General features: G+C 57.9%; 17 protein-coding genes. 12 read left to right on the top strand and 5 right to left on the bottom strand.

Annotation, left to right across the window (positions count from 1 at the left end; all coding sequences use genetic code 11):
- Window positions 1–66 precede the first annotated feature (66 nt).
- The 3 genes from asmA to udk all read right to left on the bottom strand — a co-directional run bounded on the left by asmA (window position 67) and on the right by udk (window position 3,255).
- Window positions 67–1,917 carry an outer membrane assembly protein AsmA gene (gene asmA / locus SK51_RS12220; protein ID WP_023306575.1) on the bottom strand — a complete coding sequence of 617 codons (1,851 nt, stop codon included), beginning with the start codon at window positions 1,915–1,917 and terminating at the stop codon, window positions 67–69.
- Window positions 1,918–1,940: 23 nt separating this feature from the next.
- Window positions 1,941–2,522, bottom strand: coding sequence for a dCTP deaminase (dcd, locus tag SK51_RS12215; RefSeq protein ID WP_006811250.1), 582 nt, complete (start codon window positions 2,520–2,522; stop codon window positions 1,941–1,943).
- 91 nt (window positions 2,523–2,613) lie between these two features.
- Window positions 2,614–3,255: a uridine kinase gene (gene udk, locus SK51_RS12210; protein WP_000130320.1), complete on the bottom strand. Its 642-nt coding sequence runs from the start codon at window positions 3,253–3,255 to the stop codon at window positions 2,614–2,616.
- A gap of 342 nt (window positions 3,256–3,597) precedes the next feature.
- On the opposite strand from udk, the gene SK51_RS12205 reads away from it, so the two are divergent.
- On the top strand, window positions 3,598–6,927 hold the full coding sequence (locus tag SK51_RS12205) for a diguanylate cyclase (protein ID WP_048206730.1): 3,330 nt from the start codon (window positions 3,598–3,600) through the stop codon (window positions 6,925–6,927).
- On the opposite strand, the gene alkA is transcribed toward SK51_RS12205, so the two are convergent.
- On the bottom strand, window positions 6,892–7,764 hold the full coding sequence (gene alkA / locus SK51_RS12200; RefSeq protein WP_023306577.1) for a DNA-3-methyladenine glycosylase 2: 873 nt from the start codon (window positions 7,762–7,764) through the stop codon (window positions 6,892–6,894). The two genes, SK51_RS12205 and alkA, sit on opposite strands and share 36 nt — an antisense overlap.
- A gap of 130 nt (window positions 7,765–7,894) precedes the next feature.
- Here alkA and yegD point away from each other — a divergent pair, with 130 nt between their 5' ends.
- The 11 genes from yegD (at window position 7,895) to yegS (ending at window position 24,991) form a co-directional block, all read left to right on the top strand.
- On the top strand, window positions 7,895–9,247 hold the full coding sequence (gene yegD, locus SK51_RS12195) for a molecular chaperone (RefSeq protein ID WP_023306578.1): 1,353 nt from the start codon (window positions 7,895–7,897) through the stop codon (window positions 9,245–9,247).
- Between the two features lie 209 nt (window positions 9,248–9,456).
- Complete coding sequence (locus tag SK51_RS12190) at window positions 9,457–10,659, top strand: MdtA/MuxA family multidrug efflux RND transporter periplasmic adaptor subunit (protein ID WP_032623941.1); 1,203 nt, start codon at window positions 9,457–9,459, stop codon at window positions 10,657–10,659.
- Window positions 10,659–13,781 (top strand): MdtB/MuxB family multidrug efflux RND transporter permease subunit, encoded by a 3,123-nt coding sequence (locus SK51_RS12185; protein WP_023306580.1) that lies wholly within the window; start codon window positions 10,659–10,661, stop codon window positions 13,779–13,781. The genes SK51_RS12190 and SK51_RS12185 overlap by 1 nt, the downstream gene beginning before the upstream one ends.
- Window positions 13,782–16,859, top strand: a complete 3,078-nt coding sequence (gene mdtC / locus SK51_RS12180) for a multidrug efflux RND transporter permease subunit MdtC (RefSeq protein ID WP_048206728.1) — start codon at window positions 13,782–13,784, stop codon at window positions 16,857–16,859.
- Window positions 16,860–18,275: an MFS transporter gene (locus SK51_RS12175; protein WP_048206727.1), complete on the top strand. Its 1,416-nt coding sequence runs from the start codon at window positions 16,860–16,862 to the stop codon at window positions 18,273–18,275.
- Window positions 18,272–19,675: an envelope stress sensor histidine kinase BaeS gene (baeS, locus tag SK51_RS12170; protein WP_023306582.1), complete on the top strand. Its 1,404-nt coding sequence runs from the start codon at window positions 18,272–18,274 to the stop codon at window positions 19,673–19,675. The genes SK51_RS12175 and baeS overlap by 4 nt, the downstream gene beginning before the upstream one ends.
- Window positions 19,672–20,394, top strand: a complete 723-nt coding sequence (gene baeR / locus SK51_RS12165) for an envelope stress response regulator BaeR (protein ID WP_015572364.1) — start codon at window positions 19,672–19,674, stop codon at window positions 20,392–20,394. The genes baeS and baeR overlap by 4 nt, the downstream gene beginning before the upstream one ends.
- Before the next feature lie 177 nt (window positions 20,395–20,571).
- Complete coding sequence (gene trhP, locus SK51_RS12160) at window positions 20,572–21,933, top strand: prephenate-dependent tRNA uridine(34) hydroxylase TrhP (RefSeq protein WP_017383261.1); 1,362 nt, start codon at window positions 20,572–20,574, stop codon at window positions 21,931–21,933.
- Window positions 21,934–22,342: 409 nt separating this feature from the next.
- Window positions 22,343–23,308 (top strand): Ssp4 family T6SS effector, encoded by a 966-nt coding sequence (locus SK51_RS25425; protein WP_023300559.1) that lies wholly within the window; start codon window positions 22,343–22,345, stop codon window positions 23,306–23,308.
- Window positions 23,309–23,315: 7 nt separating this feature from the next.
- Window positions 23,316–23,921 (top strand): hypothetical protein, encoded by a 606-nt coding sequence (locus tag SK51_RS12150; protein ID WP_023306583.1) that lies wholly within the window; start codon window positions 23,316–23,318, stop codon window positions 23,919–23,921.
- Between the two features lie 170 nt (window positions 23,922–24,091).
- A complete protein-coding gene (yegS, locus tag SK51_RS12145; protein WP_023306584.1) occupies window positions 24,092–24,991 on the top strand; it encodes a lipid kinase YegS in 900 nt (299 codons plus the stop codon).
- 88 nt (window positions 24,992–25,079) lie between these two features.
- Here yegS and fbaB read toward each other — a convergent pair whose 3' ends face one another.
- On the bottom strand, window positions 25,080–26,132 hold the full coding sequence (gene fbaB / locus SK51_RS12140) for a class I fructose-bisphosphate aldolase (protein ID WP_023306585.1): 1,053 nt from the start codon (window positions 26,130–26,132) through the stop codon (window positions 25,080–25,082).
- Between the last annotated feature and the right edge of the window lie 31 nt (window positions 26,133–26,163).

The raw sequence follows: 26,163 nt of genomic DNA, 5'->3' as shown, positions 1-26,163 counted from the left end.
CCCGGCCTACGGTGTCTGGCTTTTGTAGGCCGGGTAAGGCGAAGCCGCCACCCGGCACAACAGGCATCAGAGCTTATCGAGCAACTTTTTCACGTCCTTACCAGACTGAGACTCTTTATTGCGGTCCGCCCAGTCATTCAGCCGACGTTTCGCTTCATCCTGAAGGTGCTTACGCAGGATCTGATCGACCTGCAAACTGTAATTGAGTTCCTGCCATTTTCCGTACACGCGCAGCGGTATCGGCGTCTGTTTCAGGAACTCGACAAGCTGGCCTTCCCCTTCCCAGCCGGCCTTCACGCGGACATTGAAGCGGGTGTCAACCGTCTCTTTCACCAGATCCAGCGCGCCGTTTCCGGTCAGCGCCAGCAGGGACGAGATTCCCTGCATCTCGTCGAGCGAGAGCTGACCGTTGTCGAGGGCAAGCTCGCTGGTAAAGCTATCGAGACGGGTTGCGCTGTCGTAGTTTTCATTCGCCTTCACGCTGCTGCTGCGCTCTACCGCCTGCTGCACCAGTTGCTGGAAGTTCAGCCCTTCCATGCGCGAATCTTTTAGCTCAACGTGCGCCTGCCCCTTCCAGCTACGACGGAAGGCATCCGCATCAATCTTCGTGCCGGAGAAATCCCCGGCCAGCGACAGCTGCCCCGTGAGGGAAATCGGGTAATTAAAGGCTTTCAGGATGGTGCCAATCTCAACGTTTTCCAGACGCGGCTGGAACGCGGCGCTGGCAACGTCTTTACGTACGTCCAGCGTGCCCGGCAGGGAGAGATTTCCTGCCCCCATTTTTCCGCTGAGCTCAGAGATGACCAGCAGGCCGTTGTGGTTGAACATCTGGCTGTTGACGTCAGTAAAATCAATCCCACGCCAGCGCACGCTATTCGCTTTCAGCAGAATGTCGGCGGTAAATCCGCGCAGACCATTGTAGTCAGGCAGATCGAGACTGGAGGAGATCACCGGACGCGACTGCGTGACCTGGCTTTGCCCTCCCTGCGCGACACCCTCATCGGTCGCATTCACCGTTTGGGCCGCGAGCAGGTTCTCAAGGTTCAGCTTGTCGAATTGCAGATCCAACACCCACTTGGGTTTTTCATCAAGCGTGACGCTCGCCTGCCCCTTCAGGGAACTGTCGTTGGCCTGGAGGTTGAGCGCGTTCAGTTCGAGCTGTTTGCGCTCCTCGTGCCACACCGCCTGCATCGTGCCCTGGCCGGCGATCCCCTTCGCGGGTAAATCCGCGCCGGTCAGCTGCCAGTTGACCTGCTGAACGTCCGCCGTCAGCTGGTGCGGGTAGTCAGAGGCGTTCACGTTCGCATTCATCGACAGGTTGAGATCGCGCTGGTTACGGTTGATCCGCCCGGAGAACTCCATGGTCGCTTGATGGTTGGCGTCCTGCTCCATCCTGAGGTTGATATTGCGGACGGTGATCTGTTCGTCATCCTCATGCTGGAAAACCAGCACGCTGTCAGCGACTTTCAGATTACCAATATCGAAAGACCAGCCGGTGTCAGACGGAACGTCAGGCAAAGTATTTTCACGCGGTGCGACCGGAGCATTCGCCTGACGAACGGCTTCGGTTTGTGGCGTAAGCTGAATCACCGCCCCTTTCAGCATCACCTGTTCAACCTGGAGCTGATGGGATAAGAGCGGGATGAGCGCGACATCAAGACGCATGTTATCCGCCGTAACAAGCGGCTGCGCGGCGCCCGGCGCGGTGAGCGACATACGTCCGGAGAGAATGCTGAGCTGCGGCCAGACGTGCCAGCGCAGCGGCCCGTCCAGCTTGAGTTCATACCCGCTGCGCGCTTCAACCTGCCGCACCATGTAGGCCCGGAAGTCATTCGGGTTAACCAGCAGCACCAACGCTGAAAGGCCAGCCACCAGCACCACCAGCAAAATCATCAGCGTTGTCAGAACTCTTCTCATGGCTTCCTCAGTGAACTCACAGATCAGTCTTTATCGATACGGCTGGCAACCGCACCCTGCTGGTCGCGATATTTTGCGTCCTGACGGCGGTTATAAGGACGGTCTGCCGGGCCGGTCAGCGGTTCGAAGCTCAACGCCCCGATCATCATTCCCGGGCGAAGCGCCAGCGGCAGTTTACCGGCGTTAAAGAACTCCAGCACGATACGGCCAGACCAGCCCGGATCGATACGGTGCGCGGTGACGTGCACCATCAGGCCCAGACGCGCCAGAGAAGAGCGTCCGTCAAGCCAGCCGACCAGATCCGCAGGCAGCGTGACCGATTCAAAGGTCACCGCCAGCGCCAGTTCGCCAGGATGGAGATAAAACGCCTCTCCTTCTTCGATGACGATTTCGTCACTCATGACGCGATCCAGCGCCGCACTGACTTCGTCTTTCGGCCCGCTGAGGTCGATAAACGGTGCCGTGTGGCCGCTGAAGGTGCGGAACTTATTCCCCAGACGTACATCGACGGTCACGCCGTTAATACGCTCAACCGGCGGACGCGGGGTGATAGACAGGCGGCCTTCATCCAGCCAGGCTTCTATATCGCGGTCACAAAGACGCATGGCACTTTCTCCTTTCGTGCATCGCGCCCTGAATCCTTACGGCGTCAGGGCAAAACCAGGTTATCTCTGAACGGTACACAATTCACACGGCTTATTCAAAAAACTGACTGATTTTCGCTTTTAAGATATCAATGGCAATACGGTTTTTACCGCCGCGAGGCACAATAATATCGGCGTATTGTTTAGAAGGCTCAATAAATTGCAGGAACATCGGGCGAACGGTTTTCTGATACTGCGCCATCACGGAGTCCATGGAGCGACCGCGTTCGTTAACGTCGCGTTTAATACGCCGCATCAGGCAGATATCCAGCGGGGTATCGACGAAAATCGAGAAGTTCATTGATTCGCGCAGACGGGCGTCGGTGAGCAGCAAAATCCCTTCAAGGATAATCACCTTCTTGGGCTCAATGCGGATCGTTTCCTGGGTGCGGGTATGTTCCACGTAACTGTAGACGGGCAGCTCAATCGCCTCGCCGCGCTTCAGCGCTTCCAGATGCTGGAACAGCAGACTGTGATCCATCGCACTGGGGTGGTCGTAGTTGGTTTTTACGCGCTCTTCCATCGAAAGATGGGATTGATCTTTGTAATAGCTATCTTCGGGAATAACACCGATATGCTCATCACCCACTTGTTCACGCAGTTCGCGATAAAGCGTACTGGCAATAAGACTTTTACCTGAAGCCGATGCGCCGGCGATGCCTATGATGACGCACTGATGAGACTTATCAGTCATAAATTTAGCGACCTGATTAACCTGGATGTAAGGAAGGACGACGCCGGAGCGTCAAACGCGGCAATTATAGGGATTTCGGGGGCGTGATACCAGTCGAATGCGCAGGTTATGCGAGGCGGGCTGAAAAGCGCCGTTTCACGCCTTTAGCGAAATTTTTACGCACGGATTTTCACCATTTCATCCCCCTTCTTCGCAGAGTAACTATTTTATAAGTCTATGAAGTCAAAATCTGAGCACTCAGCATATGAATTGTAAAATGTTTGTACTAGCATAAACCAAATTAATGATTTCACGCGTCCGGAGCTGGCTCCTGACAACACGGCGTCCCTGGATAGAGCGGTAATGAATAAACAATACCAGCGGGTTTTGGTTACTACCCCACATCCTTTACTGCGGCTTGTCTGTCTGGGTCTGGTCACGTTCATTTTCACCTTATTTTCCCTTGAGCTGACTCGCTTCGGTACGCTGCTGGCGCCATTGTGGTTCCCGACCTCCATTATGATGGTGGCGTTTTACCGCCATGCGGGAAAAATGTGGCCCGGCATCGCCCTCGCCTGCTCCTTTGGCAATATTTTTGCCTCGTGGATGCTCTTTTCATGGGAATCAATCAACTTAACCTACACGGCAATCAATATTATTGAGGCCTGTGTTGGTGCGGTGTTGCTGCGTAAGCTGCTCCCCTGGTATAACCCGCTGCAAAACCTCAACGACTGGATACGCCTTGCCCTCGGCAGCGCCCTGGTGCCGCCGCTGGTGGGCGGCATTCTGGTTCATTTTCTGGTGCCAGGCGCGGAGCCGCTGCGTAATTTTCTGTTTTGGGTACTTTCAGAAGCCATTGGCGCGCTGGCGCTTGTACCGTTAGGTCTGCTGTTTAAACCGCATTACCTGCTGCGCCACCGCAACCCGAGACTGCTGCTGGAAACGCTGGTGACCCTGGTCGTTACGCTGGTTCTTAGCTGGACGGCAATCACCTGGCTGCCGTGGCCGTTCACCTGCATCATCGTTTTGCTGATGTGGAGCGCGGTACGCCTGCCGCGAATGGAAGCATTCCTGATTTTTTTATTCACCATCATGATGGTGTCCTTGATGATGGCGCGAAACCCGCCCTCCATGACACCTTCAAACATGATGGTGACCTTCAACGCGCCATGGCTTCCCTTCCTGATGATGCTGCTCCCCGCCAACATTATGACGATGGTGATGTATGCCTTCCGGGCCGAGCGTAAACATATTACTGAAAGCGAAGAACGTTTTCGTAATGCGATGGAATATTCCGCGATTGGTATGGCGCTGGTGGGCATTGAGGGCCAGTGGCTTCAGGCCAACAAGGCGCTGTGCAATTTCCTCGGTTACAGTCAGTCTGAGCTTCAGTCGCTCACGTTCCAGCAGTTAACCTGGCCGGAAGATTTAAATACCGACCTGGAGCAGTTGCAACAGCTGATTAACGGGGAGATCAACAGCTACAGCCTCGAAAAACGCTACTACACCCGCAGCGGCGAGGTGGTGTGGGCGCTGCTGGCCGTTTCCGTTGTGCGCCATGCAGACGGCACGCCGCTCTACTTTATTGCCCAGATTGAAGACATCAACGACCTGAAACAGACCGAGTGGGTGAATAAGCGTCTGATGGAGCGTATCACCCTCGCGAACGAAGCCGGCGGCATCGGGATCTGGGAGTGGGATCTCGAGCCGGACGTGATCAGCTGGGATAAACGGATGTTTGAGCTGTACGAGATCCCCCCGCACATTAAACCCACCTGGCAGCTCTGGCATGCGGCCATGGTGCCTGAAGATCGTGCGCACGCCGAACAGGTACTGCGTGAGTCACTCCAGGCCAGGGTGCCTTTCAAGCTGGAATTTCGCATTCGCGTCAAGGATGGCATTCGCCACATTCGTTCGCTGGCGAACCGGGTGCTGAACAAACAGGGCGAAGTGGAGCGGCTGTTAGGGATCAATATGGATATGACCGAGGTGAAGCAACTGAACGAGGCGCTGTTCCAGGAAAAAGAGCGCCTGCATATCACCCTCGACTCCATCGGCGAAGCGGTGCTGTGCACCGATATCGACATGAACATCACCTTTATGAACCCGGTCGCCGAGAAGATGAGCGGCTGGTCGCAAAGCGAAGCGCTGGGTCAGCCCGTTCTGAAGGTGCTGCACATTACCTTCGGCGAGAACGGCCCGTTAATGGAAAACATCCACAGCGGCGATATGTCCCGTACCGATATCGAACAGGATGTGGTGCTTAACTGCCGGAATGGCGGCAGTTTCGACATTCATTACAGCATTACCCCGCTCAGCACCCTGGAGGGGCACGCTATCGGCTCGGTGCTGGTGATTCAGGATGTCACCGAGTCGCGCAAAATGCTGCGCCAGTTGAGCTACAGCGCTTCCCATGACGCCCTTACCCACCTGGCGAACCGCGTCAGTTTTGAAAACCATCATAAGCGCCTGTTGCAGACGGTACAGGAGACTCATCAGCGTCACGCGCTGGTCTTTATCGATCTTGACCGTTTTAAGGCGGTGAACGATACCGCAGGCCACGCGGCGGGCGACGCGCTCCTGCGCGAACTCTCTTCGCTGATGCTGACCATGCTGCGCTCCAGCGACGTGCTGGCGCGTCTGGGCGGCGACGAGTTTGGCCTGCTGCTGCCGGACTGCAACGTCGAAAGCGCACGCTATATTGCGGGCCGGTTGATCGACGCCATCAACAACTATCATTTTTCCTGGGAAGGACGCCTGCACCGCATCGGCGCCAGCGCGGGGATCACATTGATTGACGACGCTAATTATCAGACAGCGGAAGTGATGTCTCAGGCCGATATCGCCTGTTACGCCTCGAAAAACAGCGGGCGCGGTGTGGTCACCGTCTATGAACCCCAGCAGGAGCGGATCCACAGCACGCGCAGCATGATGTCGCTGGATGAGCAGTGGCACATGATCAAAGATAATCATCTGCTGATGATCGCCCGCAGCGTCGCCTCACCGCGCATTCCCGAGAGCAGTAGCTTCTGGCTGATTTCCCTGCGGTTGTGGACCAGCCAGGGGGAAGTGCTGGAAGAGCATGCCTTCCGCGCCGGGCTGGCGGAGCCGGAGCTGCTGCACGCCCTTGACCGACGTATATTCAGCGAATTTTTCCGTACCTATGCCGCACAGGTGGCGGCCAAAGGGATGGGCGTCGCGCTGCCGCTCTCAGAAGCGGGTTTAGCCAGCGTCACGCTGGTGGATGAGCTGCTCGACCTGATCACCAGAGGTCCGCTGCCGGCGCGGCTGCTGCATCTGGCGATCGCCGTTGATGTGCTGAGCAATACGGATGAAAACGTGCAGCAGGGTCTGCAAAAGCTTCGTCAGGCTGGCTGTCGCGTGGTGCTGACCCGGGTTGGACGCGATATGAACGTCTTCAGCCAGCTCAGCGCCAACACCGCTGATTATCTGCTGCTGGATGCAGACGTGGTGACCAACGTCCACGGCAATCTGATGGATGAGATGATGGTGACCATCATTCAGGGCCACGCCCAGCGTCTGGGCATAAAAACCATTGCCGGGCCATGCCATCAGTCGATCATGATGAATACGCTGTCGGGCATCGGCATTGACTTTATTTACGGCGACACCATCGGGGAAGCGCAGCCGCTCGATCTACTGCTGAATACCAGCTATTTCGCCATCAACTGACGGCGACCAGCCGTCGGTGTACCAGATATGTAACAGCGCATACGAGCGCCACGGCTGCCAGCGCTCGGCATAGCGACGGATCTGCGCGGGCGTCATACCGGCAAAGCGCTGTTTAATGAGATAATCATCCGGCAGGAAAACATCCTTCGCCTGCCAGCCGCGCAAGGCCAGATAATTTGCGGTCCAGCGCCCGATGCCGGGGCGCTGCTGTAGCGCCTTCATCCCGGCCTCGACGTTCGCAGGCGGGAACAGCGGGAATTCACCGTCCACCACCGACTGCGCCAGATGAATCAACGACTCCGCACGCTTGAGCGGCATCCCAAGGGCTTTCAACGCCAGCGAATCCACCGCGGCCAGTACCTCTGGCGGAGGAAAACAGAGGTAGCCCGGCGCGTCCTGGATGGGTTCACCGCACAGCGCCACCACTCTTGACGCCAGTTTTGCCGCCATCGCCACGCTCACCAGTTGCCCGAGAATGGCGCGCACGCCCTGCTCGTAGGCATCCATCGCGCCCGGCAAACGTAACCCCGGCCGCGCCGCGCCGAGGTCGCCCAGGGTCTTCGCAATTCTTAGCGGGTCGCAATCAAGATCGAACAGGCGGGCAATGCGATCCAGGCAAATATCCGCCACCGGGATCAGGCCAGGGCTGAGCGACACCGCCAGCGTATGGGTTGCGCTGTCTGGCGTAACCCGTAAAACGCCCTGGTGCCCCGCATAGCCAAAACTGCGCTCGTAGTAATCCTCCGTAACGGTCTCAACCCCCGTGACCGCACGCGCGACAAGAAAGCCAAACATCCACGACCAGTCGTAGGGCGGTTGCCAGTTCAGGGTGTACATCGTCTCTCCTTTTGTATTTACCTCAGCATAAACCGAAAGATCGCCTTGCGCCTTGCTTTCATATTCCTGTTGTCGCCTGGCAGACATTTCGCTAAAGTCTCGCCCCTTCTCACCGGCATGGGGATTTATTGTGTTTATTGGATTCGACTACGGCACCGCAAACTGCTCGGTTGCGATAATGCAAAACGGACAACCGCAGCTCCTGAAAATGGAAAACGGCAGTACGCTGTTGCCGTCAATGCTTTGTGCGCCCACGCGTGAAGCGGTGAGCGAGTGGCTGTTCCGCCACCATCAGGTTCCGGCCACGGCGGCGGAGACCCAGGCGCTGCTGCGCCGTGCGGTCAGCTTTAACCGCGAGGAAGATATCGACGTTACCCCGTCCAGCGTGCAGTTCGGCCTCTCTTCCCTCGGGCAGTACATTGAAGACCCGGAAGAGGTCTACTTCGTTAAATCGCCGAAATCCTTCCTCGGCGCCAGCGGCCTGAAGCCGCAGCAGGTGGCGATGTTTGAAGATCTGGTCTGCGCGATGATGCTGCACATCCGCAATCAGGCGCAGTCGCAGGTGCCGGATGCCATCACCCAGGCGGTGATTGGCCGTCCGATCAACTTCCAGGGGCTGGGCGGCGACGAAGCCAACCAACAGGCGCAGGGGATCCTTGAGCGTGCAGCGCACCGGGCTGGCTTCCGTGACGTGGTGTTCCAGTATGAGCCGGTTGCGGCGGGGCTGGATTTTGAAGCCACGCTGACGGAAGAGAAACGGGTGCTGGTGGTGGACATCGGCGGTGGTACGACGGACTGTTCATTACTGCTGATGGGTCCGCAGTGGCATCATCGTCGCGATCGTGAAAACAGCCTGCTGGGGCACAGCGGCTGCCGCGTGGGCGGTAACGATCTGGATATCGCCCTGGCATTCAAGAGCCTGATGCCGCTGCTCGGCATGGGCGGTCAAACCGAGAAAGGCATCGCCCTGCCGATCCTGCCATGGTGGAATGCGATTGCCATCAACGACGTCCCTGCCCAGAGTGATTTTTACAGCACCGCGAATGGGCGTTTCCTTAACGATCTGGTGCGTGATGCGCAGGATGCAGAGAAGGTCGCGCTGCTGTATAAGGTGTGGCGTCAGCGTCTGAGCTACCGGGTGGTGCGCACCGCCGAAGAGAGCAAAATTGCCCTTTCCGATCGTCCTGAGCATGCGGTTACGCTACCGTTTATCAGGGACGATCTGGCTACGGCTATCACCCAGGAAGGGCTGGAAATGGCGCTGGCTCAGCCGCTACAGCGTATTCTGGAGCAGGTGCAGCTGGCGCTTGAGAATGGCAAAGAGAAACCGGACGTGATTTACCTGACCGGCGGTAGCGCCCGTTCACCGCTGATCAAGAAAGCGCTGGCGGAACAGCTGCCGGGGATCCCGATTGCCGGCGGCGATGACTTTGGCTCCGTTACGGCAGGACTGGCCCGCTGGGCGCAGGTGGTGTTTAGCTAATGGGGTTGTGCCGGGTGGCGCTGCGCTTACCCGGCCTACGGTTCGAGGATCTTGTAGGCCGGGTAAGGCGAAGCCGCCACCCGGCGAAACAACGCACCACACTCAGACCATTCCTGACAGTCTTCCATATTTCCTCCATTTTTCCGCTGTGTTACCTGACTAAACTAGTATCATTCCCCGAAAGTGTTTCAGGACGAGAACGTATAACGATGAAAGGCAGTAACAAATCCCGCTGGGCAATCGCCGTTGGTCTGATTGTGGTGGTCCTGGCCGCCGCCTGGTACTGGCACAGCCAGTCCGCGAACTCCACGGCACCTGCTGGCGCCAATAGCCCCTCACAACGTCCAACGGGCGGCGGGCGCCACGGTATGCGCGGCGCGGCGCTGGCACCGGTGCAGGCGGCAACGGCGGTGAATAAAGCGGTGCCTCGTTATCTCTCCGGGCTGGGAACCATTACCGCCGCCAACACCGTGACGGTACGTAGCCGCGTAGACGGTCAGCTGATGGCCATCCACTTCCAGGAAGGCCAGCAGGTGAAAGCCGGCGATCTGCTGGCGGAAATCGACCCAAGCCAGTTTAAGGTGGCCCTGGCGCAGGCGCAGGGGCAGCTCGCGAAAGACAAAGCCACCCTCGCCAATGCCCGCCGCGATTTAGCCCGCTATCAGCAGCTGGTAAAAACCAACCTCGTGTCGCGCCAGGAGCTGGATACCCAGCAGTCTCTGGTCAGTGAATCTCAGGGCACCATCAAGGCCGACGAAGCCGCGGTCGCCAGCGCCCAGCTCCAGCTCGACTGGAGCCGGATCACCGCGCCGATTGACGGCCGCGTGGGCCTGAAACAGGTTGATATCGGCAACCAAATCTCCAGCGGAGACACCACGGGCATCGTGGTGATCACCCAGACGCACCCTATCGATCTCGTCTTTACCCTGCCGGAAAGCGACATTGCGACGGTGATACAGGCGCAGAAGGCCGGAAAAGCGCTGGTGGTTGAAGCCTGGGATCGCACCAACAAGCAGAAGCTGAGCGAAGGTTCGCTGTTGAGCCTGGATAACCAGATCGATACCACCACCGGCACCATCAAGCTTAAAGCACGCTTCAACAATCAGGACGATGCCCTGTTCCCGAATCAGTTCGTCAATGCGCGAATGCTGGTCGCGACCGAAGAAAACGCCGTGGTGATCCCGACGGCGGCCCTGCAAATGGGCAGTGAAGGCAACTTTGTCTGGGTGCTGAACAGCGAAAACAAGGTCAGCAAACATCTGGTGAAAACCGGGATCCAGGACAGTCAGACGGTGGTGATCAGTGCCGGGCTGTCCGCTGGCGACCGCGTCGTGACCGACGGTATTGACCGTCTGACCGAAGGGGCGCAGGTCGAGGTGGTGGAAGCGCAGAATACAGGAGCAAAAGCCTGATGCAGGTGATGCCGCCGAGCTCTACAGGTGGGCCATCACGCCTGTTTATCTTACGTCCGGTTGCGACGACCCTGTTGATGGTGGCGATCCTGCTGGCCGGGATCATTGGCTACCGTTTTCTGCCCGTGTCGGCGCTGCCGGAAGTGGACTACCCGACCATTCAGGTTGTCACCCTCTATCCGGGCGCCAGTCCGGATGTGGTGACGTCCGCCATCACCGCCCCGCTGGAGCGTCAGTTTGGCCAGATGTCTGGCCTGAAGCAGATGTCCTCCCAGAGCTCAGGCGGCGCCTCGGTCGTCACGCTTCAGTTCCAGCTCACGCTGTCGCTGGACGTCGCCGAGCAGGAGGTGCAGGCCGCGATTAACGCCGCCACTAACCTGCTGCCGTCTGACCTGCCGAATCCACCGGTTTACAGCAAGGTGAACCCGGCAGACCCGCCGATCATGACCCTTGCCGTCACCTCCTCGGCCATGCCGATGACGCAGGTGGAAGACATGGTCGAAACCCGCGTCGCGCAAAAGATTTCGCAGGTGACCGGCGTCGGGCTGGTGACGCTGGCGGGCGGTCAACGCCCCGCCGTTCGCGTTAAGCTCAATGCCCAGGCCATTGCCGCGCTGGGGTTAACCAGCGAAACCATTCGCACCGCCATCAGCAGCGCCAACGTTAACTCAGCGAAGGGCTCGCTGGACGGCCCAACCCGTGCGGTCACGCTCTCTGCCAACGACCAGATGCAGTCCGCCGATGAATACCGCCAGCTGATTGTGGCCTATCAAAACGGCGCGCCGATCCGCCTCGGCGACGTGGCAACCGTCGAACAAGGCGCGGAAAACAGCTGGCTCGGGGCGTGGGCCAATAAGCAGCAGGCGATTGTCATGAACGTTCAGCGCCAGCCGGGCGCGAACATTATTGATACCGCCGACAGCATTCGCACCATGCTGCCGCAGCTGGTGGAAAGCCTGCCAAAATCGGTGAGCGTGAAAGTGCTTTCTGACCGCACCACGAATATTCGCGCCTCGGTGTCAGACACCCAGTTCGAGCTGATGCTGGCGATTGCGCTGGTGGTGATGATCATCTACCTGTTCCTGCGCAACGTTCCGGCAACCATCATTCCCGCCGTCGCCGTGCCGCTCTCGCTGGTCGGGACGTTTGCGGTGATGGTGTTCCTCGACTTTTCGATTAATAACCTGACGCTGATGGCGCTCACCATCGCCACCGGGTTCGTGGTGGACGATGCCATCGTGGTCATCGAGAACATCTCGCGCTATATCGAAAAAGGTGAAAAGCCCTTAGCCGCCGCGCTGAAGGGCGCAGGAGAAATTGGCTTTACCATCATCTCGCTCACCTTCTCGCTGATTGCGGTGCTGATCCCGCTGCTGTTTATGGGCGATATCGTCGGGCGGCTGTTCCGCGAGTTTGCCGTGACGCTGGCGGTCGCCATTCTGATCTCTGCCGTGGTGTCGCTGACGCTAACGCCGATGATGTGCGCCCGCATGCTGAGCCACGAATCTTTGCGCAAGCAAAACCGCTTCTCGCGCGCCTCCGAGCGGATGTTCGAGCGCATTATCGCCGCCTACGGCCGCGTGCTGGCGAAAGTCCTGAACCATCCCTGGGCGACGCTCGGCGTGGCGCTCGGCACCCTGGCGCTCAGCGTGATGCTGTGGATTTTCATTCCGAAAGGCTTCTTCCCGATTCAGGACAACGGCATTATTCAGGGCACGCTTCAGGCGCCGCAGACGGTCTCCTTCGCCAACATGGCACAGCGCCAGCAGCAGGTGTCTGAGATCATCATGAAAGATCCGGCGGTGGAAAGCCTGACTGCCTACGTGGGCGTGGACGGCACCAACCCGTCGCTCAACAGCGCGCGCCTGCAAATTAACCTTAAATCGCTCGATGACCGCGACGATCGCGTCAACGCGGTAGTTGAGCGCCTGCAAAGCGCGGTGGCGCGCGTGCCGGGCATTGAGCTGTATCTGCAACCGATCCAGGATTTAACCATTGATACGCAGGTGAGCCGCACGCAGTACCAGTTTACGCTCCAGGCCACATCGCTTGATGCACTCAGCACCTGGGTGCCGCAGCTGGTGGATAAGCTGAAAGCACTGCCGCAGGTTTCTGACGTCAGCAGCGACTGGCAGGATAAAGGGCTGGCGGCGTACGTGAACGTCAACCGCGACACCGCCAGCCGTCTGGGCATTACCATGTCCGACGTGGATAACGCCCTGTATAACGCCTTTGGTCAGCGACTGATCTCCACCATTTACACCCAGGCCAACCAGTATCGCGTGGTGCTTGAACATAACACCGAGAACACGCCCGGGCTTGCCGCGCTGGACTCGATACGCCTGACCAGCAAAGACGGCGGGATTGTGCCGCTCAGCGCCATTGCCAGCGTGGAAGAGCGCCACACCCCGCTGTCGATTAACCATCTCGATCAGTTCCCGTCCACCACCATTTCGTTCAACGTGCCGGACGGGTATTCGCTGGGCGAAGCGGTGGAGGCCATTCTGGGCGCGGAGAAAGAACTCAGCTTCCCGTCCGATATTCAGACCCAGTTCCAGGGCAGTACGCTGGCGTTCCAGGCCGCGCTGGGCAGCACCGTCTGGCTGATTGTCGCGGCGGTGGTGGCGATGTATATCGTGCTTGGCGTGCTGTATGAGAGTTTCATCCACCCGATCACCATCCTCTCCACCCTGCCGACAGCGGGCGTGGGGGCGCTGCTGGCGCTGATGCTGGCGGGGAGCGAACTGGACGTGATTGCGATAATTGGCATCATCCTGCTTATCGGCATCGTGAAGAAAAACGCCATCATGATGATCGACTTTGCGTTGGCCGCCGAGCGCGAGCAGGGTATGGCGCCGCGCGAGGCCATTTACCAGGCCTGCCTGCTGCGTTTTCGCCCGATCCTGATGACCACTCTCGCCGCCCTGCTGGGCGCGCTGCCGCTGATGCTGAGCACCGGCGTGGGGGCCGAACTGCGCCGTCCGCTGGGCATCGGCATGGTAGGCGGTCTGCTGGTGAGCCAGGTGCTGACACTGTTTACCACGCCGGTTATCTACCTGCTGTTTGACCGTCTGGCCCTGTGGACAAAAAGCCGCTTCCCGAAACGTGAAGAGGAGGCGTAAGTGAAGTTTTTCGCCCTCTTCATTTACCGTCCGGTGGCGACGATTTTACTCTCCGTCGCTATCACCCTGTGCGGCGTGCTCGGCTTCCGGCTGCTGCCGGTGGCCCCGCTGCCGCAGGTCGATTTCCCGGTGATCATGGTCAGCGCCTCGCTGCCGGGTGCTTCGCCGGAAACCATGGCCTCATCGGTGGCGACGCCGCTTGAGCGATCGCTTGGGCGAATTGCCGGGGTTAACGAGATGACCTCCAGCAGTTCGCTGGGCAGCACGCGCATCATTCTGGAATTTAACTTCGACCGGGATATTAACGGTGCGGCGCGTGACGTGCAGGCTGCGATTAACGCCGCCCAAAGCCTGCTGCCGAGCGGCATGCCGAGCCGTCCAACCTACCGCAAGGCCAACCCGTCCGATGCGCCGATCATGATCCTGACGCTTACGTCAGAGACCTACTCCCAGGGCGAGCTGTACGATTTTGCCTCCACCCAGCTGGCGCAAACCATCGCCCAGATTGACGGCGTGGGTGACGTGGATGTCGGCGGCAGCTCCTTGCCCGCCGTGCGCGTGGGGCTGAATCCGCAGGCGCTATTTAATCAGGGCGTGTCGCTGGACGACGTGCGTTCCGCCATCAGCAACGCCAACGTGCGTAAGCCGCAGGGTGCGATTGAGGACAGCAGCCACCGCTGGCAAATCCAGACCAACGACGAGCTGAAAACCGCCGCCGAGTATCAGCCGTTGATTATTCACTACAACAACGGCGCGGCGGTGCGCCTGAGCGACGTCGCCAGCGTCACCGATTCGGTGCAGGACGTGCGTAACGCCGGGATGACCAATGCCAAACCGGCGATTTTGCTGATGATCCGCAAGCTGCCGGAAGCCAACATCATTCAGACGGTGAACAGCATCCGCGCGCGGCTGCCGGAGCTTCAGGAAACCATTCCGGCGGCCATCGATCTCCAGATTGCGCAGGACCGCTCCCCCACCATCCGCGCCTCGCTTGAAGAGGTAGAGCAAACGCTGATCATCTCCGTCGCGCTGGTAATTCTGGTGGTGTTCCTGTTCCTGCGCTCGGGGCGCGCCACGCTGATCCCGGCGGTAGCGGTCCCGGTATCGCTGATAGGCACCTTTGCCGCCATGTACCTGTGCGGGTTTAGCCTTAACAACCTGTCGCTGATAGCGCTGACGATTGCCACCGGGTTTGTGGTGGATGATGCCATCGTGGTGCTGGAGAATATCTCGCGTCATCTGGAAGCGGGCATGAAGCCGCTCCAGGCGGCGCTTCAGGGGACGCGCGAAGTGGGCTTCACGGTCCTGTCCATGAGCCTGTCGCTGGTGGCGGTGTTCCTGCCGCTGCTGCTGATGGGCGGCCTGCCGGGGCGACTGCTGCGCGAATTTGCCGTCACGCTCTCCGTCGCCATTGGTATCTCACTGGTGATTTCGCTGACGCTAACGCCGATGATGTGCGGCTGGATGCTAAAGCGCAGCCAACCACACTCACAGCCGCGCCGGAAAGGCTTTGGCCACGTCCTGATGGCGATGCAGTCCGGCTACGGCAAATCGCTGAAATGGGTGCTGAACCACACGCGTATTGTCGGGCTGGTGCTTATCGCCACCATCGGGCTCAACGTCTGGATGTATATCACCATCCCGAAAACCTTCTTCCCGGAGCAGGATACCGGCGTGCTGATGGGCGGTATTCAGGCAGACCAGAGCATTTCGTTCCAGGCGATGCGCGGCAAGCTTCAGGACTTTATGAAAATCATCCGGGAAGATCCGGCCGTAGACAACGTTACCGGCTTTACCGGCGGCTCGCGCGTTAACAGCGGGATGATGTTTATTACCCTTAAGCCGCGCGGTGAACGTCACGAAACGGCGCAGCAGATCATTGACCGCTTGCGGGTGAAGCTCGCCAAAGAGCCGGGGGCGAACCTGTTTTTGATGGCCGTTCAGGATATCCGAGTCGGCGGACGACAGGCTAACGCCAGCTATCAGTACACCCTGCTCTCGGATGACTTAGCCGCCCTGCGCGAGTGGGAGCCGAAGATCCGTAAAGCGCTGGCCGCGCTGCCGCAGCTGGCGGACGTGAACTCCGACAGCCAGAACAACGGCGCGGAGATGGCGCTCACCTACGATCGTGAAACTATGGCCCGCCTGGGCATTAACGTGGAGGCGGCCAACAGCCTGCTTAACAACGCCTTCGGGCAGCGTGAAGTCTCCACCATCTATCAGCCGATGAACCAGTACAAGGTGGTAATGGAAGTCGATCCGCGCTACACCCAGGACATCAGCGCGCTGGACAAGATGTTTGTGATCAATGATGACGGCAAGGCGATCCCGCTGTCGTACTTCGCCAGCTGGCAGCCGTCGAACGCGCCGCTGTCGGTGAACCACCAGGGGCTTTCCGCCGCCTCGACCGTGTCGTTTAACCTGCCAACCGGCTCGTCGCTGTCTGAGGCCAGTGACGCCATCAACCGCGCCATGACCCAGCTTGGGGTGCCCTCCTCCGTGCGCGGCAGCTTTGCCGGTACGGCGCAGGTGTTCCAGGACACCATGAACTCGCAGGTCATTTTGATCCTGGCGGCCATTGCCACGGTGTACATCGTGCTGGGCGTGCTGTACGAAAGCTACGTGCATCCGTTGACCATTCTCTCCACGCTTCCCTCTGCGGGCGTGGGGGCGCTGCTGGCGCTGGAGCTGTTCGGTGCTCCATTCAGCCTCATCGCGCTCATTGGGATCATGCTATTAATAGGTATTGTGAAGAAAAACGCGATAATGATGGTCGACTTTGCCCTGGACGCCCAGCGCAACGGCAACCTGACGCCGGACGAGGCGATATTCCAGGCCTGTCTGCTGCGTTTTCGCCCGATCATGATGACTACGCTGGCCGCGCTGTTCGGCGCACTGCCGCTGGTCATATCCGGCGGTGACGGCTCTGAACTGCGCCAGCCGCTGGGGATCACGATCGTTGGCGGCCTGGTGATGAGCCAGCTGCTGACGCTCTACACCACGCCGGTAGTCTATCTGTTCTTTGACCGCCTGCGGCTGCGTTTTTCGCGTAAAAAGAGAACCACGGTGACCGAGTAAATGACCGACCTACCCAGTAACGTTCGCTGGCAATTGTGGATCGTCGCGTTCGGCTTCTTTATGCAGTCGCTGGACACGACCATCGTGAACACAGCCCTCCCCTCAATGGCGAAAAGCCTGGGGGAGAGCCCGCTGCACATGCATATGGTGATTGTCGCCTACGTGCTGACGGTCGCCGTGATGCTGCCCGCCAGCGGCTGGCTGGCGGATAAAGTCGGCGTGCGGAACATCTTTTTCACCGCCATTGTGCTGTTTACCACCGGCTCGCTGTTTTGCGCCCAGGCCAATACCCTCGACCAGCTGGTGATGGCGCGCGTGCTACAGGGCGTCGGCGGTGCGATGATGGTGCCCGTCGGGCGGTTAACGGTGATGAAAATTGTTCCGCGCGCGCAGTATATGGCGGCGATGACCTTCGTCACCCTGCCCGGTCAGGTCGGCCCGCTGCTGGGCCCGGCGCTGGGCGGTATTCTGGTGGAGTATGCCTCCTGGCACTGGATCTTCCTGATCAACCTGCCGGTCGGTATTATCGGCGCGATTGCCACCCTGACGCTGATGCCGAACTATAAAATGCAGACCCGGCGCTTTGATTTCTTTGGCTTCATCCTGCTGGCAGCTGGCATGGCGACGCTCACCCTGGCGCTCGACGGACAAAAAGGGCTGGGGATCTCCTCCCTGTCGCTCGCCCTGCTGGTAGCGCTGGGTATCACCGCCATTCTCTGGTATCTGTGGTATGCCAGAGGCAACGCTAACGCGCTGTTTAGCCTGAACCTGTTCGAGAATCCCACCTACCGTCTTGGTCTGTTCGGCAGCTTTGCCGGACGCATCGGCAGCGGCATGTTGCCGTTTATGACGCCGGTATTTTTACAGATTGGGATGGGCTTCTCGCCGTTCCATGCCGGGCTGATGATGATCCCGATGGTGCTCGGCAGCATGGGGATGAAGCGTATTGTGGTGCAGGTGGTAAACCGCTTTGGCTATCGCCGGGTGCTGGTGGCCGCCACGCTCGGGCTGGCGCTGGTTAGTCTGCTGTTTATGGCCGTGGCGCTGCTGGGCTGGTACTACATCCTGCCGCTGGTGCTGTTCTGCCAGGGGATCATCAACTCCATGCGCTTCTCGTCGATGAACACCCTGACGCTGAAAGATCTGCCGGACGAACTGGCGAGCAGTGGTAACAGCCTGCTGTCGATGATCATGCAGCTCTCCATGAGCGTGGGGGTCACGGTCGCCGGATTGCTGCTCGGCATGTACGGTCAGCACCATCTCAGCGCCGACACCCCCGTCGCGCATCAGGTCTTTTTATACACTTACCTCAGCATGGCGGTAATTATCGCCCTGCCCGCTTTTATCTTTGCCAGAGTACCGAATGACACGACCAAAAACGTTGTGATCCGACGCGGCAAAAGGAGTGCACCATGAAATTCTGGCGTCCGGGGATCACCGGTAAGCTTTTTGTGGCGATTTTCGCTACCTGTATCGTCCTGCTGATTACCATGCACTGGGCGGTGCGGGTCAGCTTTGAGCGCGGCTTTATTGACTACATCAAGCACGGTAACGAACAGCGCTTACAGGGCTTAAGCGACGCGCTGGGGGAACAGTATAGCCTGCACGGTAACTGGCGTTTTCTGCGCAATAACGATCGTTTTATATTTCAAATTCTGCGCTCGCTGGAGCACGATAATGACGACGACCGCCCGGGGCCGGGCATGCCGCCGCACGGCTGGCGCACCCAGTTCTGGGTGATCGATCAGGAGATGCACGTGCTCGTTGGCCCGCGCTCGCCGGTACCGCCGGACGGTACAAAGCGCGCCATTACCTCGAACGGCGCCACGGTGGGCTGGGTTATTGCCTCGCCGGTCGAGCGGCTGACGCGCAACACCGACATCAACTTTGATCGCCAGCAGCGCCAGACCAGCTGGCTGATTGTCGCGCTTTCTACCCTGCTTGCGGCGCTCGCCACCTTCCCGCTGGCGCGCGGCCTGCTGGCGCCGGTTAAACGCCTGGTGGAAGGCACGCATAAGCTGGCGGCGGGTGATTTCTCGACCCGCGTGGACACCCGCAGTCAGGATGAACTGGGCAAGCTGGCGCAGGACTTCAACCAGCTCGCCAGCACGCTGGAGAAAAACCAGCAGATGCGCCGCGACTTTATGGCCGACATTTCGCACGAGCTGCGCACCCCACTGGCGGTGCTGCGCGGCGAGCTGGAGGCGATTCAGGACGGCTTGCGGCAGTTCACCCCCGAATCCGTGGCCTCGCTACAGGCGGAAGTCGGCACGCTGACCAAGCTGGTGGACGATCTGCATCAGCTTTCCATGTCCGATGAAGGCGCCCTGGCCTACCAGAAAGCCCCAATCGACGTGATCAATATCCTTGAAGTCGTGACCGGCGCGTTCCGCGAACGCTTCGCCAGCCGTGACCTGAAAATCAACCTCTCGCTGCCTGACAGCGCGGTGGTATTCGGCGACAGAGATCGCCTGATGCAGCTGTTCAATAATCTGCTGGAGAACAGCCTCCGCTACACCGACGGCGGCGGCGGGTTGCATATCTCCGGCAAGCAGGAGAACGGGCGCTTTGCCCTGACCTTTGCGGACTCCGCCCCTGGCGTGAAGGATGCGCAGCTGGAAAAACTGTTCGAGCGCTTCTATCGCACCGAAGGTTCACGCAACCGCGCCAGCGGGGGCTCCGGCCTTGGGCTGGCGATTTGCGTAAACATTGTGGAGGCGCATGGTGGCACCATCCGCGCCGCCCATTCGCCTTTTGGCGGGGTTAGCATTACAGTAGAGTTACCTCTGGAACGGGATTTATCGAGGGAAGCATGACCGAGTTACCGATTGACGACAACACACCGCGTATTTTGATCGTGGAAGACGAGCCTAAACTTGGGCAACTGCTGATCGACTATTTGCGCGCTGCGAGCTATGCGCCAACGCTTATCAGCCACGGCGACCAGGTGCTGCCCTACGTGCGCCAGACGCCGCCGGATCTGATCCTGCTGGATCTGATGCTGCCGGGTACTGACGGCCTGACCCTGTGCCGGGAAATTCGTCGTTTCTCCGATGTGCCCATCGTGATGGTGACGGCCAAAATCGAAGAGATCGACCGTCTGCTGGGGCTCGAAATCGGCGCTGACGATTACATCTGCAAGCCTTACAGCCCGCGGGAGGTGGTCGCTCGCGTGAAAACCATCCTCCGCCGCTGCAAACCGCAGCGTGAATTGCAGGTGCTGGATGCACAAAGCCCGCTGATCGTCGACGAAAGCCGCTTCCAGGCGAGCTGGCGCAGCAAACTATTGGATCTCACCCCCGCGGAGTTCCGCCTGCTGAAAACCCTCTCCCACGAGCCGGGAAAAGTGTTTTCCCGCGAGCAGCTGCTCAACCATCTGTATGACGATTACCGCGTGGTGACCGACCGCACCATCGACAGCCACATCAAAAACCTGCGCCGCAAGCTGGAGGCGCTGGACGCCGACCAGTCGTTTATTCGCGCGGTGTACGGCGTGGGGTATCGCTGGGAAGCGGATGCCTGCAGGATTGCCTGACAACATTCTCCCCTCACCCTAACCCTCTCCCCAGGGGGGAGAGGGTTAGGGTGAGGGGTCCGGGCTTTACCTCCCCGCCCCGCAGCGCTACAATGCCCGCCCTTAAAGTGGGGGATCTCCCCTTACCGCTGCACCTGGTGCACGCGGATCTGACCTGTCATCAGAACGAGAACAAACATGTTTAAACCGGAACTCCTTTCCCCGGCGGGAACGCTGCAAAATATGCGTTACGCTTTCGCCTATGGTGCCGACGCCGTCTACGCGGGCCAGCCGCGCTATTCGCTGCGCGTGCGTAACAACGAATTCAACCACGAGAATCTTCAGCTCGGCATCAACGAAGCGCATGCCCTGGGCAAAAAATTCTACGTGGTGGTGAACATCGCGCCGCACAACGCCAAGCTGAAAACATTCATTCGTGACCTGAAGCCGGTCGTGGAGATGGGGCCGGACGCGCTGATCATGTCAGACCCGGGTTTAATCATGCTGGTTCGGGAGAACTTCCCGGAGATGGACATTCACCTCTCGGTGCAGGCTAACGCCGTCAACTGGGCAACGGTGAAATTCTGGAAACAGATGGGGCTGACCCGCGTCATTCTGTCTCGCGAGCTGTCTCTCGAAGAGATCGAAGAGATCCGCACCCAGGTGCCGGATATGGAGATCGAAATCTTCGTTCACGGCGCGCTGTGCATGGCCTACTCCGGCCGCTGCCTGCTCTCTGGCTATATCAACAAGCGTGACCCGAACCAGGGCACCTGCACCAACGCCTGCCGCTGGGAATATAACGTTCAGGAAGGCAAAGAGGATGACATCGGTAACATCGTGCATAAACACGAGCCGATCCCGGTCACCAACGTTGAGCCAACGCTGGGTATCGGCGCGCCTACCGACAGCGTGTTTATGATCGAAGAAGCCAAACGTCCGGGTGAGTACATGACCGCCTTCGAAGACGAGCACGGCACCTACATCATGAACTCGAAGGATCTGCGCGCCATCGCGCACGTGGAGCGTTTAACCCAGATGGGCGTGCACTCCCTGAAAATCGAAGGCCGCACCAAGTCCTACTACTACTGCGCTCGTACCGCGCAGGTGTATCGCAAAGCCATCGACGATGCCGCCGCCGGTAAACCGTTCGACACCAGCCTGCTGGAAACGCTGGAAGGTCTGGCGCATCGCGGTTATACCGAGGGTTTCCTGCGTCGACATACCCACGACGACTACCAGAACTACGAGCATGGCTATTCGATTTCCGAACGCCAGCAGTTTGTAGGCGACTTCACCGGCGAGCGTAAAGGCCCGCTGGCCGCCGTCGCCGTAAAAAACAAATTCACTAAAGGCGACAGCCTGGAGCTGATGACACCGCAGGGCAACATGAACTTCCGCCTGGAGCATCTGGAAAACAAAAAAGGTGAGGCGATTGAGGTCGCACCTGGCGACGGCCATGTGGTCTGGCTGCCGGTTCCTGAAGAAGTAGAGCTGGAGTTTGCGCTGCTGATGCGCAATTTTGAAGGTGAAAATACCCGAAATCCGCACGGCAAATAGTCAATCAACGGGATTTTTTCACGCTGGGATAATTCTTAGAATCGGATCACATACCGCTTCGTTCAATACGGGTATTATCCCCCCGCTGAAAAACATAACCCATAAATGCTAGCTGTACCAGGAACCACCTCCTTAGCCTGCGTAATCTCCCTTACGCGGGCTTATTTTTTTTGTTAACTCCTGAAATTTTTCCCCCTGATAAATATGGCGTTGCATTGACCCGGGAAAGGTTTGTGTCAGCATTAGGCGTATCATCTAAGCAAGTCGAACGAACAAAGGATCCTAATCACATTTTTAATGGATTTGAGAGGGATGAACACTATTCGGAACATTCCTAATTTTAAGTGTTAACAGGACCTTTACTCTTGATTTATTAACAATCAACGTTTCACACGGACGGAGAGATGAAGTGACATTCACAGGACAACTTTCAAAGGATCTTCCAGATTACGAACTTGCACGCAGTCTTGGTCTTGCCTCTGGCGGCGATATAAATTTCACAGCACTTGCAGGTCAACTGGACTGCAGCAGAAATTTTAGCCAGGCCGGGATTATCTACTCAGACGGTACACGTCAGTGGCTAGTACGGCCATCAAGAAGGATTGCGACACCAAACGAAAGCTCGGTTAGTCATGTAGTCATAACCAAAGTAAATGCCTCACAAGTTAACCCCGTTCACGCAACAACGGCTACGATTCAGTCCCCTTCCCTGGCGACTGAAATTGGTTCAACGGCAATTTCCTGCGGAGCCGCAATTCTTACTGTTGTACTTGCGGCAGGGGCCGGTATGGCTATACCTCTCACTGCAGGGTCTTCCGGTGCTATAGCCGCTGTGATTTTAGCCGGTGGTGTAGCAACTGGAATTCAATGTGCAAATGGGCTTGGCCGACTATCGTTGATTGCTATGAATCACGATGACTACGTTGCGTGGATGGACTCCCAGGAGTGGTATACAGCAACCAACACAGCCCTGGATGCGATTTCTCTTGCCGGGGCTGCTGCGGGTTTAAAAAGCGCTGCATTAACATATCGCCTTCTTAACCGTTCATCGTCTGAGAGTTTGCTCTCCTTATTACAAAAAATGAGCCGGGCCGACCGTACGCGATTAACAGAGGAGATTATTCGTATCCGCAATCCCGGCATCTCGAATTCAGGTGTAAAAGCAGCAATGAAGGCAGGCGTGTATCCCAAACGTTATCCGTCAGAAGCGTTGCAGTTGCTCTTACAGCGTGAGTTGCTGAATACCATTTCAAATTCTTCTGCCTTCGTTGGAAGTGCCATCTCAGGAAATATCAGAAATCCACAGAATGTTGCACAAACGGGTAAATACATTTTTGGTTTAATTCAGTCTTTTTCATTTACAGGAAGTTATTGACCCGTCCATGATGAAATACATTAAAGATAGCCTTGCATTAAGTGCTTTGGTTAAAAGTAAAATGGCGACCGATGATCCCAACCAGCTTGAAACATTAAAAGAACAGTTAAAAGATCGGTTCGGCGTTCCTGTGGGCGTCCATATGACAGGAATTCCTTTGGCAGTGAGCACGTTACTGGCTATTTTTTGCTACGCCATGCTGCAAGTGTCCCTCTGGTTGTTGCTGTTTCGCTGGCTCGGCTTACCCGAATTTAAGGTTATGATGGGAGTATTCATTGCAGCGATTGTGTATTGTCTGGTAGTGATGAGCACGATGTTTCTGACTACACGAGGTTCTTTACCTGGATATAAACTGCATATTTTCGTCATTACGCTGACAGGCATAATGAGCATCATTTATTTCATCTGGACGGGGATTTCGCTTTTATTCGGCCCTGTTGAGAACTACACACCGCAAATAACCTCTTTGCTGGGGCTGGGATGTTTCTTTCTGAACATTATGTGGATGAATTCATCGATTTTTTACCGCTCCATTGCGCTAACGCTACATAATCGGGTCTGGCGTAAGCAGCTCAAAATCGAGGCAAGGCCAATGTCACACCTCAAACGTTGACCACAATAGTCAATTGAGCGGCAGTAGTATGCATTGTAAGCGCTACGGGGTTCTTTAGTCGATTTCAAAGCCCTTACGCGGGCTTATTTTTTGCCTTTCATCCTGTTCTTACCCGCTTTTTCCCTCTCTGGGATACACTCTTTCTATAGCTAAAAAAGGGAGCAACCCGGATGGCAACCTATCCAGACAGTTTATTAATTCTTAACGGCAAGAGTGCAGGCAACGATCTGCTGCGCCAGGCGATTACCGAATTGCGTGAAGACGGAGCATGCATACACGTGCGGGTAACGTTTGAAAAAGGCGATGCGGCGCGCTACATCGATGAGGGCATCAGGTTAGGTGTTCAGACCATCATTTCCGGCGGCGGCGACGGAACGATCAACGAGATCGCCGGTGCGCTCATTGACCTCAACGACGCAGCTCGCCCGGCGATGGGGATTTTACCGCTCGGTACCGCCAACGATTTTGCCACCAGCGCCGGTATTCCAGAGGATGTAGGCAAAGCGCTACAGCTGGCCATTCTCGGTAAGGCTACCGCCGTCGATATTGCTCAGGTGAATGAAAAAACCTGCTTTATCAATATGGCGACGGGCGGTTTCGGCACCCGCATTACCAGCGAAACGCCGGAAAAACTGAAGGCGGCGCTGGGCGGCGTTTCGTATCTCATCCATGGTCTGATGCGCATGGACACGCTCAGGCCCGACAGCTGTGAGATCCAAGGTGAAAACTTCCACTGGCAGGGCGACGCGCTGGTGATTGGTATCGGCAACGGGCGTCAGGCAGGCGGCGGACAGCAGCTTTGCCCGGAAGCGCTGATTAATGACGGTCAATTACAGCTGCGTATTTTTACCGGCGACGGGCTGCTGCCGGCGCTGTTTACGACGCTGACGCAGCCAGAGGAGAGCCCCAATATCATCGACGGGAAATCCGCGTGGTTTGAAGTGATCGCCCCCCACGGCATGACCTTTAACCTCGACGGAGAGCCGCTCAGCGGCGAGCGATTCCGCATCGAAGTTTTGCCCGGCGCGTTGCAGTGCCGGTTGCCGCCGGACTGTCAGCTTTTGCGCTGATGTGTTGCCGGGTGGCGGCCCTCTTCCCGTATGCACTGAAGAGTCCCCTCTCCCCGTTGGGGAGAGGGTTAGGGTGAGGGGAAAAGACTTAAGCGATCGTGACCTTACTGTCCAGATAGACGTCCTGAACCGCGTTGATCAGCTTCACGCCGTCGGCCATAGATTTTTTGAACGCCTTACGGCCGAGGATCAGCCCCATGCCGCCCGCGCGTTTGTTAATCACCGCCGTGCGCACCGCATCGGACAGGTCGGTTTCACCGCCTGCCGCACCGCCGGAGTTAATCAGCCCGGCGCGGCCCATATAGCAGTTCGCCAGCTGGTAGCGCACCAGATCGATCGGGTTGTCGCTGGTCAGCTTGCTGTAGACGCGGTCGTCGGTATAGCCAAAGTTCACCGCTTTATAGCCGCCGTTATTCTCGGCCATTTTCTGCTTCACGATGTCCGCGCCGATGGTCGCCGCAAGGTGGTTTGCCTGACCGGTCAGATCCGCAGACACGTGGTAATCCACTCCGTCTTTTTTGAACGAGCCGTTACGCAGATAGGCCCACAGCACGGTTACCATGCCCAGCTCGTGGGCGCGCTCGAACGCCGCGGAGATCTCTTCTATCTGACGACGCGACTGTTCAGAACCGAAATAGATGGTTGCCCCGACCGCCACCGCACCCATATTGAACGCCTGCTCGACGCTGGCGTAGAGCGTCTGGTCGTATTCGGTTGGGTAGCTCAGGGTTTCGTTGTGGTTCAGCTTAACGAGGAACGGAATGCGGTGGGCATAGCGACGCGACACGGAGGCCAGCACGCCGTAGGTGGAGGCCACGCAGTTACAGCCCGCCTCAATCGCCAGCTCGACGATATTTTTCGGATCAAAATAGAGCGGGTTCGCGGCAAACGATGCCCCCGCAGAGTGTTCAACGCCCTGGTCAACGGGCAGAATAGAGAGGTACCCGGTTCCGCCCAGGCGGCCGGTATTATAAAGCGTCTGCATGTTTCGCAGTACGGCAGGAGGACGGTTGTTGTCGACCATGACGCGGTCTACGTAATCATGGCCAGGCAGATAAAGCTGGTCGGCTGGAATGGTCATACAACGATGCTGTAAAAGGCTGTCGGCGTCTTTGCCAAGCAGCTGCGCAATATCAGTCATAGTGATGCTCCCGTATGTCCGACATGATGTC

It is taken from the genome of Enterobacter sp. MGH85 (assembly GCF_001037655.1).
In the GTDB taxonomy this organism is placed as follows: Bacteria; Pseudomonadota; Gammaproteobacteria; order Enterobacterales; family Enterobacteriaceae; genus Enterobacter; species Enterobacter intestinihominis.
Note: the sequence above shows the minus strand (reverse complement) of the source record. Positions and strands in the feature narration are given on the sequence as shown.